The organism is Dehalobacterium formicoaceticum (genome assembly GCF_002224645.1).
GTDB classification, from domain to species: domain Bacteria; phylum Bacillota; class Dehalobacteriia; order Dehalobacteriales; family Dehalobacteriaceae; genus Dehalobacterium; species Dehalobacterium formicoaceticum.
This window is the reverse complement of the sequence record NZ_CP022121.1, coordinates 1,877,141-1,889,232: the sequence shown is the minus strand read 5'-3', so window position 1 is coordinate 1,889,232 and position 12,092 is coordinate 1,877,141. Positions and strand designations below refer to the sequence as shown.

14 protein-coding genes and 1 tRNA gene are annotated in these 12,092 nt (G+C 42.1%); 8 read left to right on the top strand and 7 right to left on the bottom strand.

The genetic code is table 11. The features are described 5' to 3' along the window. The first annotated feature begins 134 nt into the window (after positions 1–134). The 5 genes from CEQ75_RS09180 (at position 135) to CEQ75_RS18335 (ending at position 3,882) form a co-directional block, all read left to right on the top strand. Positions 135–890: a LexA family protein gene (locus CEQ75_RS09180; RefSeq protein WP_089610064.1), complete on the top strand. Its 756-nt coding sequence runs from the start codon at positions 135–137 to the stop codon at positions 888–890. 119 nt (positions 891–1,009) lie between these two features. Continuing rightward, positions 1,010–1,510: a DUF6978 family protein gene (locus CEQ75_RS09175; RefSeq protein ID WP_089610063.1), complete on the top strand. Its 501-nt coding sequence runs from the start codon at positions 1,010–1,012 to the stop codon at positions 1,508–1,510. A 3-nt stretch (positions 1,511–1,513) separates the two neighbouring features. Beyond that, complete coding sequence (locus tag CEQ75_RS09170; protein ID WP_089610062.1) at positions 1,514–2,278, top strand: DUF1828 domain-containing protein; 765 nt, start codon at positions 1,514–1,516, stop codon at positions 2,276–2,278. Between the two features lie 87 nt (positions 2,279–2,365). Continuing rightward, positions 2,366–3,655, top strand: coding sequence for a tyrosine-type recombinase/integrase (locus CEQ75_RS09165; RefSeq protein ID WP_089610061.1), 1,290 nt, complete (start codon positions 2,366–2,368; stop codon positions 3,653–3,655). Between the two features lie 144 nt (positions 3,656–3,799). After that, positions 3,800–3,882, top strand: a tRNA-Thr gene (locus tag CEQ75_RS18335). 458 nt (positions 3,883–4,340) lie between these two features. Here the strand turns inward: CEQ75_RS18335 and CEQ75_RS09160 are convergent. Next, positions 4,341–5,621 (bottom strand): uracil-xanthine permease family protein, encoded by a 1,281-nt coding sequence (locus CEQ75_RS09160; RefSeq protein ID WP_242965467.1) that lies wholly within the window; start codon positions 5,619–5,621, stop codon positions 4,341–4,343. Positions 5,622–6,050: 429 nt separating this feature from the next. Between CEQ75_RS09160 and CEQ75_RS18630 the strand changes: the two genes are divergently transcribed. From CEQ75_RS18630 to CEQ75_RS09145, 3 genes are all read left to right on the top strand, one after another. Further along, positions 6,051–6,443 (top strand): hypothetical protein, encoded by a 393-nt coding sequence (locus CEQ75_RS18630; protein WP_198306677.1) that lies wholly within the window; start codon positions 6,051–6,053, stop codon positions 6,441–6,443. Positions 6,444–6,681: 238 nt separating this feature from the next. After that, positions 6,682–7,626: a TIGR00266 family protein gene (locus CEQ75_RS09150; protein WP_089610059.1), complete on the top strand. Its 945-nt coding sequence runs from the start codon at positions 6,682–6,684 to the stop codon at positions 7,624–7,626. Positions 7,627–7,700: 74 nt separating this feature from the next. Next, entirely contained in the window at positions 7,701–8,111 is a 411-nt protein-coding gene (locus CEQ75_RS09145) for a zinc ribbon domain-containing protein (protein WP_089610058.1), read from the top strand. Positions 8,112–8,211: 100 nt separating this feature from the next. Here the strand turns inward: CEQ75_RS09145 and CEQ75_RS18330 are convergent, their stop codons facing one another. The 6 genes from CEQ75_RS18330 to remA form a co-directional block, all read right to left on the bottom strand. Next, positions 8,212–8,379, bottom strand: a complete 168-nt coding sequence (locus CEQ75_RS18330) for a hypothetical protein (RefSeq protein ID WP_157677389.1) — start codon at positions 8,377–8,379, stop codon at positions 8,212–8,214. Between the two features lie 159 nt (positions 8,380–8,538). Beyond that, positions 8,539–9,738 (bottom strand): methionine adenosyltransferase, encoded by a 1,200-nt coding sequence (metK, locus tag CEQ75_RS09140; RefSeq protein WP_089612575.1) that lies wholly within the window; start codon positions 9,736–9,738, stop codon positions 8,539–8,541. Positions 9,739–9,748: 10 nt separating this feature from the next. Further along, the gene (gene coaBC, locus CEQ75_RS09135) at positions 9,749–10,942 is read right to left on the bottom strand and encodes a bifunctional phosphopantothenoylcysteine decarboxylase/phosphopantothenate--cysteine ligase CoaBC (RefSeq protein ID WP_089610057.1); all 1,194 of its coding nucleotides are present in this window, start codon (positions 10,940–10,942) and stop codon (positions 9,749–9,751) included. Positions 10,943–10,959: 17 nt separating this feature from the next. Next, the gene (gene rpoZ / locus CEQ75_RS09130; protein ID WP_242965433.1) at positions 10,960–11,172 is read right to left on the bottom strand and encodes a DNA-directed RNA polymerase subunit omega; all 213 of its coding nucleotides are present in this window, start codon (positions 11,170–11,172) and stop codon (positions 10,960–10,962) included. After that, entirely contained in the window at positions 11,165–11,812 is a 648-nt protein-coding gene (gene gmk / locus CEQ75_RS09125; protein WP_089610056.1) for a guanylate kinase, read from the bottom strand. The genes rpoZ and gmk overlap by 8 nt, the downstream gene beginning before the upstream one ends. Beyond that, positions 11,793–12,074, bottom strand: a complete 282-nt coding sequence (gene remA, locus CEQ75_RS09120; RefSeq protein WP_089610055.1) for an extracellular matrix/biofilm regulator RemA — start codon at positions 12,072–12,074, stop codon at positions 11,793–11,795. Before remA ends, gmk begins: the two co-directional genes overlap by 20 nt. Between the last annotated feature and the right edge of the window lie 18 nt (positions 12,075–12,092).

The window sequence follows — 12,092 nt, the reverse complement described above, 5'->3', positions numbered from 1 at the left end:
TTGTTTATATCTCTTAATGAGATATTAATATATATATTTGCGTTTGTCAACTCTTTTTGAGATATTTTTTAAATATTGCTTTATTCTTATCTCATTGAGTGATAAATTAGTGCTAGAAGGGAGTGTGTCTTGAAATGAGCAAAGATAGTGTTGGAGAAGTAATAAAAGAATTAAGAAATGAATGTAGTTATTCACAAAAAGAATTATCTGGTATGCTGAATATAGCTCAAAATACTTTAAGTCAGTATGAAACAGGCACGCGAGAACCAGACAATAAAATACTAATAAAAATAGCCGATTTCTTTAATGTGAGCACCGATTATCTTTTGGGACGCACAACCCCAGAATCTGAACTCAAAAAGCTATCCACTTTAAAAATCCCAGTCCTGGGCACCATCCATGCAGGGCTGCCGGTGCTTGCTGAAGATAACTGGGAATATGAGATAGAACTATCATCTGAAATCATAGCTGATTATGCCCTGAGGGTTAAGGGAGACTCAATGTCATGGGCAGGGATCCATGATGGGGATCTTGCCCTAATGCGCCAGGCTGACGCCGCCTCTCACGGGATGATCGTAGCTGCCGGCAGCCAGGACATGGACTGGGAAGCGACACTGAAATATTACATACAGGAAAATGGGCATACATTACTTAGAGCTGCTAATCCGGCTTATGCTGACATAAAAATAACTAATCATCGAATAATCGGGCATCTTGTAAAAGTCATAAAAGATGCCCCTTCTTTGTCTCTATACAGAGATCACTTAGTTAATAAGCAATTGGCTGATGAAGGTTGGACTGATGCGATTACTACCGCAGTGGGCATGGGGTTCGATCCGCAGAATCTTAAGCAGCAGCTAAAAATTATTGAAATGCTACAAAAGAAATAAAGACCTGCCCAGGTGGAGCGGGTCTTTGTAGTTCACAGACGTTTCGACAAAATATAACAATAATAGACATATTATTTCGTACTTCTTACGTTATAGAATATGAGAGGAGCAGAGCCATATTGCGAGAATTCACTCAAAATGAAATTGATATTTTAATTAAATGCCCCAAAACTATTATAACTAAGCCTAAAAAGCAACTATGTTTAGAAAACGGGCACTACAGAGATAATATAGAAATAAAATCTATTGATGATATTCATAGATTTTATGTATTCATGAGAAAGCATGAAGCGTTTGAAGAAAATTTCACTATCGGGTTAGATTATATTCAGAAAGACGGTTCAGGTAAAATTTGTTTATTACGTTGTAACGGCCCCCATGGAGATCATATAAATGATATAGAAGCCGATCTACCTCATTATAATTATCATATTCATCAAGCAAAAGATTATAATATTAATGCCGGATTAAAAAGTGATAGGTATGCCGAAGTAACAGAGGAGTACGCTACATTTGAAGATGCTCTTGTGTTTTTTTTAGAATACTGTAATATTCAAGATAGGGAAAAATATTTTCCGAAATATCAACAAGTAGTTCTTTTCCCAGAACAGGGGGGATAAAAAATGAATCTAGTTTATCTAGACCTATTAAAAAAACAATTCAACAACAAAATATCTTTCCGGGAAAAACGTCCTGGGATAATGCAGCTTTTTGCACCCTTTTATCATGAAGATGGTGATATGCTTGATATCTTTCTTCAAGAATCAAAAGAAAATCATGGGAAAATACGCATATCTGATTTTGGCATGACTCTCATGCATTTGTCTTATTCCTATGACATAGATTCACCTAACAAAGAACGGATATTCAACAAAATTGTAACTGAAAATGGTTTGATCACCGAAAACGGAACAATCTATACCGATATTGATCCTGCTAATTTATACGCCGGCATTTTTCAATTTTCACAAACCGTGGCCAAAGTATCAAGTATGAGACAATTTAAAAATGAGGTTGTCCAAGGTTTGTTCTATGAAATGCTAAAAGAATTTGTTTTTAAAGATCTCCTTCAGTTCAATCCTGTTGCTTCAGTAAATCCTTTGCCAGACAGGGACGACTTAGAAGTAGATTATGCCTTAACAACAGGGGGAAAACCCATTTATCTATTTGGGATTAAGGGCTTTAATAAAGCAAGATTAGCTACTATTTGTTGTCTTGAATTTCAAAAAGCTAAGAGCTCCTTTAGAAGTGTTATGATACACGAAGACTTTGAAGCATTACCAAAAAAAGACCGGTCAAGATTAACCAGTGCTGCGGACAAACAATTTATTGATTTGGAGGACTTTAAAAAGAACGGCAAGGATTACTTAGAGCGGGAAAGTGCTTAACCCTTGGTGTTGGGATGGCGACACCAAGCAAGAACATATGTTCTTGCCTTATTTGTTCTATGAAAACAAAAAAAAGGGGGTTGTATCATGGCAGGAACCATTAACCCATATAGGGGCAAAAAGGACGAATGGTTAATCACAGTCGAAGCAGGAAAAAATCCCGGTACTGGAAAAAGGCAAAGAATTAAACGCGTTTTTAATGGTGGGATCAGAGCTGCTGAAAAAGAACTTAAAAAACTAGAACAAGAAGTAGAAGATGGTATTTATATTGACACACAGAATATTACATTAGGAGAATATCTGAGAAACTGGCTTGATGATTATGGCTCGTTAAGACTCGCGCCAACTACACTTCGAAGATACAGACAAATTATTACTGGCAGGGTTATCCCTAAGATGGGAGCTATCCCTTTAGCCAAATTAAGCCCTGTTCATTTGCAAAGGTTTTACCGCGAGATAATTGAAGAAGGGCAGTTGCCTAATAAAATGAAAATAAAAAAGGAAGCGAGAAAGGAAAATCAGGAAAATAAGCCCATCTCACATGCCACCATTGTTTATCATCATAGAGTCATCCATAAAGCATTGGACACGGCCTTAAAACAGCAGTTAATACTAACTAATCCAGCTGATGCTGTCGAGATCCCTAAGCCACCCGCTGAGATCATAGACAGCATCGATGATGATTGTGACCTCAATGAAACTGTTAAGGTCTTGTCATCGGCAGAGGTAACTGCCATGCTGGAAGCGGCTAAAAACACCCCTGACAATAAGGTTAATCCTCACGGTAAAATAATACCAAAAACGAGGGTAAAAAACAATGACTACTACCCTATTCTTTTTACTGCCATTCGCACTGGGTTAAGACGTGGGGAGTTACTTGGGCTAAAATGGTCTGATGTAAGCTTTAGAGAAAAAACATTAAAGGTCGTTCGTGCGCTGGCATATGTCCCGGAAAAAGGCATATTTTTTAAAGTACCAAAAACCAAAGAAAGCCGCCGTAAAATTGATATATCAGATGAAGTCGTTAATGTGCTAAAGGAGCACAGGAAAGATCAGGCGGCTGCAAAATTGTTTTGGGGTGAAAAATATAGTAAAGATGATCTTATCTTTTGCCAGGATGACGGAAAGCCAATGCACCCGGATACTATTTCCGGATGGTTTCCGGAATATCTTGAGCAGATCGGATTACCTAGGCTAAACTTTCACTGCCTGAGGCATACCCACGCCAGCCTGATGCTGCATGCCGGTGTCGATGCCCACCGCGTATCTAAGCGCCTTGGTCACTCATCCATCAGAATCACTTTAGATATTTATGGACATTTAATGCCCGGGCAAGGTGCCGATGCAGTAGAAAAATTCGAAAGTCTTTTCCGGTGACCTGCGCATTTCACGTAAAAAATGCGCAGTCCGTGTGCCCTTTGTGTGCCCAATTTTTAATAAATCTCATTTCAGACGGCATCTATGTTTTACCAGATAATAGACCGGAAACCCTTGTGGCGCATGTCTCCTACCATCTCATATGATTTCATTTGGTCTCATAAGAACTAGTGTTATAGACACTCGTAATGCGCAGGTCGCCGGTTCAAATCCGGCCATCAGCTCCAATAAAGTCAATAATGGCAAGGGATTCCTAATTGGAACTCCTTGCCATTTTATGTGTCTATGCCGTTTTGCTAACATTTTACTTACTTATGTTTTTCAGCAAATCCTCTAACTAAAGCGATAGCAGCCATATAAAGAAGTGCTTTATCACTAACATACCCACATAAAGATGCCCAAGCCATCCAAGAGGCGATGGCATAGCCAACCCAGCCGGCTGCCCCTGCATCTGCTATTTAAACATTGTTTTCAGTCATGAAACTGATCATTCCTTTCATTACCCCAAGATACAACACGGGGTGAATTTTAATATTTGAACGTGAATTATTTAACTTATGAAGTGTCAACAAGTATCCTATATCCTATATACACTGTATATAACCTTTTTATTTCAAATGACTCCCCCTCGTAAATTGACTTTTAATATTAATCTTTGTTTTATTGTTTATCGAGCACGGCTTTTTTATTTTTTCCGAAAAATGATATGATCCATAATTAAGACTGAAATTACTCCTACCACAAAACCATTACCTAAAACCGGTCGCAGAAACAAGGGGAAGGTGATTAATACATCTTGGGGTAAAAACGATATCAAAATGCTTAGCATTAAAGAAAGTCCCATCACCAGACCGTCCTCAAAGGCAAAACCTTCCTGGGCATGAAAAGCTGTCATCAGCCCAGCCGCAATTTGAGAACACATTATATAGATCATGGTAGTGCCAATAATAACTGAAGGTATGCTGCCCATAAACGCAATTGCTTTAGGCAGGAAAGCCAAGATCATCAAGCCCAGCGCTGTAGGCACCAGGGTGAACCGGGAGGCTACCCCGGTAGATGCAATTACGCCGGGACTTAAAGAGAAGTTAACAGTACCCACTACCCCAAATAAACCTGCCCCGACATTCAGCAGACCCGTTAAAGTAATCCCTCTGGTGACTCTCTTTTCCATATGGTCGGTGTGAAGCATTGCACCCACAGACTGAATAGAGCCCAGGTCGTTTACGGAAAGGGCTAAGAAACAGATTAAAAAAGATAATAATACACCTGGATTGACAGAAAAATCAAAAGAAAGACTATGAAAAAATCCGGCAATAATTTTGGTATCTTCCCCTATGTAAAAGTGCTCACCAAATATCAACAGATAAATGATACTGCCTAAAATGATGACCCAGAGTAATAATGTAGATTTCCAAAATCCTGGCGCCAGTAATTTATTCGCCGCAAAAATGCCCAACAAAAGAAGTAAAGAGAAAACTAGATTTTCAAAAGGACTGATGGTGCCAAAAGTGGAGGTAATCAGATTAAGAATCATCGGGGTCAGGGTAAAGGCAATTAATATTAAAATTGTGGCCACTACCCGGGGCGTAAAGAGTTGTCTTAAACGGGCAAATAATCCCGTAGCTGCTAAAAGGGCCAGGATTAAACCGCTAATGACAATGGAGGTATCGATGACGCTTTGTCCGAAGCCCTGGCTTGCTCCGATGGCAACTAACAGGACCGTGGCCGGTCCTACGATTAAGGGCATGCGGTGTCCAAAAAGTATCTGCACTAATTGGGATACACCAACCACAAAAAAGAGCCGCTGCAAATAGAGAATTTGCTCCTCCGAGCTTCCTCCGCTTATCCCGGCCACAATCTTACCCACGATAATAATTATTGGCACCGTGATAGCCAGCCACTGAAGGCCAAATGCGATTAATTGGAAAATAGGTGGCTTGTCTTCCAGTCCGTACTTAAATTTCATTTGTGTCAATTAGTATCACTCCCAGGATTCATTCAAACGATCATTTTTTTATGATCATTCCGTGATATTTATTAATCATGATCCTCATGTGGAAACATATGGATGCAGGACTCTGGCATAAGCTTATCAGATTCCAATATTTATTGCAATATCCATCAATATGGTGGTTGTTATACTTATTTAAAAGAAGAGCCAATTATGAGAGATATCTGCTGCTTTTATAAAAAAACACATTGACAATATTTGTAGGCATGATAATCTAATATTAAGGGAAGTCATGGCAAAAAGATCCTTATTTTGACTCCAGAGAGGTGGTTTACTCAGATACAGTCCATATTACTTACTCAGAACCTTTTTAGCCAACTGCAAGCAGAAAAAGCTGTTAGCTTTATTAAATTTTGGTAGATGATTAAGAAAAGGAGTATAGCGATGAATAACGATGAAAAGATCTTATCCCTAATTGAAAAGATGTACATCGAATTTTCAGGAAGATTTGAGAAAATCGATGAAAGATTTGAGAAAATCGATGAAAGATTTGAGAAAATCGATGAAAAATTTGGGAAAATCGATGAAAGATTTGAGAAAATTGATGATAAATTTGATGAGCTTAATAACAAACTAGACCAGAAAGCCAATAAAAATGACATTGTGAGATTGGAAAATGAGCTTAAGCCTAAGATCGAAGCCCTGTTTGACGGTTATAAGCAAAACTCCGACAAGCTGGATAGTATAATTACTCGTCTTAATATAATTGAAGAAAAGGTAGAAAACCACGATATCCATATCGCGGTTCTAAATAAGAGAAAACCGGGTTCCAGATGAACCCGGTTTTTTGTTTGCGTAAAAATTAGACACAATAATAAAGCTCACCGATTTACCTAACCAATGTGCTCAAAATTCACATTTTTATAAAACTTAGATACCTGCTGTTTTTTTCGTTTCCCGATTTTTATTCAGATACCTAAAAAAATATTGACAATATTTAAAGGCGTGATAATCTAATATCAAGGGAAGTCATGGCAAAATAATCCTTATTTTGACTTCGGAAAGGAGTATAAAGATGAGCATCTTTTGTTCCGACTGTGGTTTTCAAAATCCTGATGGCAGCAAATTTTGTCAAAGCTGCGGCAACAAACTGACCCCCCCTGCCCTAACTTTTGAACCTCAACCCTTATCTCAACCCCAGCCCCAAGGAGACTCCTTTCAACGTCCGGACGGCAGAGCGTCTTACACCATCGAAGGTCATGAAATGCAATTCGTTGAGATTGACTTGGAACCAGGTGAATCCATTATTGCTGAAGCCGGTGCCATGATGTATATGGAGCAGGGCATCCAGATGGAAACGATCTTCGGCGACGGTTCCGGCAAAGAAGGGAAAGACCTGGTGGGTAAACTTTTCTCCGCTGGCAAACGCGTCCTGACGGGAGAAAGTCTCTTTATGACCATGTTTACCAACCATGGGCAGGTATCCGCTAAAGTTTCCTTTTCAGCTCCTTATCCGGGCAAGATCATTGTCTTGAATCTGGCAGAATACGGCGGTCAAATCATCTGTCAAAAGGATAGCTTCTTATGTGCCGAGAAAGGTACCCAAATAGAAATTGCCTTTCAGAAAAATATTGGAGTCGCTCTTTTTGGGGGAGAAGGCTTCATCATGCAAAGATTAATTGGGGAAAGAAACATCTTTATTCATAGCGGGGGAACCATTACCAAAAAGGAATTAAAACCGGGAGAAACTTTGCGGCTGGACACAGGCTGTCTGGTGGCGATGACTTCTACAATTAATTACAATATTGAGTTCACCAATGTAAAAACAGCCTTTTTTGGCGGCGAAGGACTGGCTTTGGCTACTTTGACCGGACCTGGCACCGTATGGCTCCAGTCCCTTCCCTTCAACCGGATTGTCGGTCTGGTTTTATCCAGCATGAAAGGCAAAAAAGGAAGCAAGGATGAGGGGAGTCTTTTGGGTAATATCGGTATCGGTGATTTCTTTGGCGGTAACAAATAAGTAAAGGCGCCCTATTACGTTAGGTAATTCATTTGGTACACATAAATCAATAAAAACAGAAAGGTGGTTGTCTTATGAGTTTTTTAAAAAAGTTAAGTGAAACGGTAATGGACACGGCCACATCTATCGGGAACAAATCTGCCGACTTAGTGGAAATAGGGAAATTAAAACTGCAGAAAAACCAGCTGGAAGGTGACATCACCGACAAAAAAGCCGCCATCGGTGAACTGGTTTACTTCGCTCATAAGCAAAGTGTTCCCCCTAGCGAAGAAGATTTAGCCAAAGTATTCGCAGAAATCGCTGAGTTGGAAAACCAAATCCTGGTCATTGAAGAAAAGCTCCGTGAGGATAAGCTGCACAAGGAAGATGAATCACCTGCCGAGACAGGGGGAGATACCGGGGAAGCCACGATTACTTGTCCCGCTTGCGGACAAAAATCGGCTTCGGGAGCAAAATTCTGCAATAACTGCGGCCAGGCACTGTAAAAAAAACAGCATTAAAACAGCACTGGAAAAACACCAGAGACATGAACCGATCCTTTGTCCCTGGTGTTTTTTTTCGTTTTTTTCGATATGACGATCATCATCAATCGTCTGATTTCAAGTTTACCTGATCGGGAACCTCCACCTTGGCCGCTTCCGTCGGTTCAGAAATTCCATCCAAATTTTCCTTGGAGGCAGAACCTAATAAATTGCTCACCAGGTGCATTCGCTCGGAAAATCTCTTTTTCCCTGCTTTACCTTTAAAAAACATCCTCTTTTCCTCCCTTTCTCATGTTCTAGATGATCTTATTCTTTCCCGACAAAGGATAATTATCATAGAATCAAAAAAAATAGCCTTCCTGCAAGGCTATTTTTAATAATGAAAGCAATGTGCGCTTCTTATCTTTATTGCGGGCTGCTGGTTCCCTGACTACATGTTTTTTGCGTCTTCCTTCAGTGCTTCCACCTTATCCAGACGTTCCCAGGGCAAATCCAGATCAGGACGGCCAAAATGACCATAGGCGGCAATTTGCTTATAAATAGGACGCAGCAGATCCAACTCTCTGATAAATCCTGCCGGTGTGAGGTCAAAATGCTTTTGAATCAGGGCCACCATTTTTTCTTCATCCAATTTCCCCGTGCCAAATGTTTCCACAGCAATGGATATGGGTTGGGCCACCCCAATGGCGTAGGACAACTGAATCTCACAACGTTCTGCTAAACCTGCGGCCACGATATTTTTCGCCACATGCCGGGCACCATAAGCAGCGGAACGGTCCACCTTGGTGGGATCTTTCCCGGAAAATGCGCCGCCCCCGTGACGGGCGTAACCTCCATAGGTATCAACAATGATCTTCCTGCCCGTTAACCCGGCATCTCCCATGGGTCCGCCGATTACAAAGCGCCCGGTGGGATTAACATAGTAGCGGGTCTTTTCATCCAGAAGTTCCGGGGGAATCACAACTTTGATAACCTTTTCAATAATATCCGCTCTGATCAATTCCAAAGACGCCGCCGGGTCATGCTGGGTAGAAACCACCACAGTATCGATCCGTACCGGTTTATCATTGTCATACTCCACTGTAACCTGAGATTTACCGTCGGGACGAAGGTAAGAAAGCGCACAGCTTTTTCTCATCTCGGATAATTTTTTCGTTAGCCGATGGGCTAAACTTACGGCCAAGGGCATATATTCCGGAGTCTCATTGGTGGCATAACCAAACATCATCCCCTGGTCTCCGGCACCAAGGCTATCCATAGCTGAACTCTCTCCATCATCTGTTTTTGCCTCTAAGGATTTGTTTACCCCCATGGCAATGTCTGGGGATTGTTCGTTAATAGAGGTGAGCACAGCGCAGGTATCACAATCAAAACCAAATTTCCCCCGAGTATAACCAATCTCCCGCACCGTTTCCCGGACGATAGTGGAAATATCAACGTAACACTTGGTCGTGATTTCTCCGGAAACTAAAATCAAACCTGTGTTGGCAGTAGTTTCACAGGCTACCCTGGCATAGGTGTCTTTTTCAATAATCGCATCTAAGACTGCATCTGATATTTGGTCACACATTTTATCAGGATGGCCTTCTGTGACCGACTCTGAGGTAAAGAGTTTCTTCAAGGATGTCATCTCCCTTATTTTATTCAGCCAGCATTCTAAGGTGATCAAGAATAGCATGAGCTGTATCAATCTTTGTCATTTGGGGTAATCGGTGCATCTGGCCCTCTTTGGTAATAATCGTCACAATATTGGTGGTGGTGCCAAATCCCGCGCCCTCTTCCTTAATATTATTGGCCACGATTAAATCCAAATTTTTCGCTATCATTTTTTCCTGGGCATATTCCAAGAGTGATTCTGTTTCTGCGGCAAATCCCACTAAAATCTGATGTTTTTTCTTTCGTCCCAGCTCCAGCAAAATATCAGGGTTTCTTGCCAATGATAGGGACAGGTCCCCATCTTTTTTCTTGATTTTTTGATTGGCCGTTATTTTCGGACGATAATCCGCCACCGCGGCTGTTTTGATCACAATATCCATCTCCGGAAAGATCTCTTCCACAGCCGCCTGCATTTCCCGGGCCGACTCTACCTTGGTGATTTTTATGCCCAGGGGATCCGCCAAACAGGTAGGACCCGTCACTAAATGCACTGCGGCCCCGCGGCAAGCCGCAGCTTTGGCCAGGGAATAGCCCATGGTTCCGGTACTGCGATTGGTCAGAAAGCGAATCGGATCCAGATATTCTCTGGTGGGACCGGCGGTAACTAATATTTTCTTGCCGGCAAAATCATGCTTCCCCAGAAACAGATCCATGATTTTTTCCTGGATCACCGCCGCCTCTACCATGCGTCCTTGTCCTTGGGTACCGCAGGCTAAATGGCCGGCAGCCGGTCCGATAAAATAAAACCCGTGTTTTTCCAAGGAACGAATATTTTCCTGGACAATAGGATTCAGATACATATTGACATTCATGGCCGGTGCGATCAGCACCGGGCATCGTGCTGCCATAACGGTTGTGGAAAGCATATCATCGGCAATACCTTGGGCGATCTTACCGATGATATTGGCCGTAGCCGGAGCGATGACCATCAAATCGGCCTTTTCCGCCAGGGAAATATGACGCACGTTCCAAGTCCCCGGTTCGGAAAACAAATCTGTTGATACCGGGTTGCCCGAGAGGGTGCGAAAGGTCAAGGGACTGACAAACTGAGTAGCTGCCTCGGTCATGATCACATGAACCTGGCATCTGTCCTTGACCAAACGGCTCACCAGATCTGCCGCCTTGTAGGCGGCAATACCACCGGTAACACCCAGGACGATGGTTTTCCCATCTGCCATGATGATTCCTCCAATTTTTATTTTATCCCGGATGTTTTCGTCCGTTCCCAGGTAACATAGCCGTCAGCTATTTCCCACAGGGCTGATGAGACCGGATTCATCCTAGGACGGTTATTTTCCTGTTCCATTTCCTCTTCTGTAATGCGCCGGGCGATTTGGGCACAAATCTCTACCAGGGTATATTTGGAATCCACCTTTTCCATTAATTCATCTAAAGACGGTTTAATCACAAGTGTTCCCTCCCTTCCAATACTCAAGTTCCTTGTATCTTGAGATACGGCATTTTTCTGCCGATATAATCGCCTTGATTTCTGAAGCTGCCTCTTCCACCTGTCCATTAACAATGGCATATTGATACTCGTTTATAACGGCTAACTCCTGATCCACACAGGAGAGCCGGTAGCGGATGGTATCCGGGCTGTCCTGAGCTCTTCCTTTGATTCTTTTTTCCAGTTCATCTTTGGAAGGAGGCAGGAGAAAAATAAAAACGCCCTCCGGAAAAATTTCTTTGACCTTTAAAGCCCCCTGGATGTCAATTTCCAGTACTACATCTTGCCCTCGGGCTAAGGTTGCTTCCACTGCCCAGCGGGGGGTGCCGTATAAATTTCCATAAACCTCAGCCCATTCCAGAAAATCCCCATTTTCCCTCCGTACCATAAACTCTTCCCGGGACATGAAAAAATAATTCTCCCCGTCCACTTCGCTATTACGTCGAGGTCTGGTTGTGGCCGAGATAGAAAAGGCTAATTCCGGATGTTCCAGTCTTAAGTATGAACAGACCGTTCCCTTGCCCACACCGGATGGTCCGGAGATCACTATCAGCAGTCCTCTATCTTTTAAGGGAAGCACTTTAATCCCCCGATTCCTCATTTTGATTAGTTGAAATTTCGTCTTTGCTGGATAAGCGGTTGGCCACCGTTTCCGGCTGCACCGCCGATAAAACCACATGATCACTATCAGTGATGATCACTGCTCTCGTTCTTCTGCCATAGGTGGCATCTACCAGGGTACCCTTATCCCGGGCCTCCTGAATCACCCGTTTAATCGGTGCAGATTCCGGACTGACAATGGCGATAATCCGATTGGCCGAAACAATATTCCCAAAGCCAATGTTAATCAGCTTAATATCCATCTTGCACGCCTCCTCTTT

Bases quoted from the DNA above. Each gene is read 5' to 3' on its own strand.
- CEQ75_RS09180 (WP_089610064.1), top strand. From the start codon at position 135: ATGAGCAAAGATAGTGTTGGAGAAGTAATAAAAGAATTAAGAAATGAA.
- CEQ75_RS09170 (WP_089610062.1), top strand. From the start codon at position 1,514: ATGAATCTAGTTTATCTAGACCTATTAAAAAAACAATTCAACAACAAA.
- CEQ75_RS09165 (WP_089610061.1), top strand. From the start codon at position 2,366: ATGGCAGGAACCATTAACCCATATAGGGGCAAAAAGGACGAATGGTTA.
- CEQ75_RS09160 (WP_242965467.1), bottom strand. From the start codon at position 5,621: ATGAAATTTAAGTACGGACTGGAAGACAAGCCACCTATTTTCCAATTA.
- CEQ75_RS18630 (WP_198306677.1), top strand. From the start codon at position 6,051: ATGAATAACGATGAAAAGATCTTATCCCTAATTGAAAAGATGTACATC.
- CEQ75_RS09150 (WP_089610059.1), top strand. From the start codon at position 6,682: ATGAGCATCTTTTGTTCCGACTGTGGTTTTCAAAATCCTGATGGCAGC.
- CEQ75_RS09145 (WP_089610058.1), top strand. From the start codon at position 7,701: ATGAGTTTTTTAAAAAAGTTAAGTGAAACGGTAATGGACACGGCCACA.
- CEQ75_RS18330 (WP_157677389.1), bottom strand. From the start codon at position 8,379: ATGTTTTTTAAAGGTAAAGCAGGGAAAAAGAGATTTTCCGAGCGAATG.
- metK (WP_089612575.1), bottom strand. From the start codon at position 9,738: ATGACATCCTTGAAGAAACTCTTTACCTCAGAGTCGGTCACAGAAGGC.
- coaBC (WP_089610057.1), bottom strand. From the start codon at position 10,942: ATGGCAGATGGGAAAACCATCGTCCTGGGTGTTACCGGTGGTATTGCC.
- gmk (WP_089610056.1), bottom strand. From the start codon at position 11,812: ATGAGGAATCGGGGGATTAAAGTGCTTCCCTTAAAAGATAGAGGACTG.
- remA (WP_089610055.1), bottom strand. From the start codon at position 12,074: ATGGATATTAAGCTGATTAACATTGGCTTTGGGAATATTGTTTCGGCC.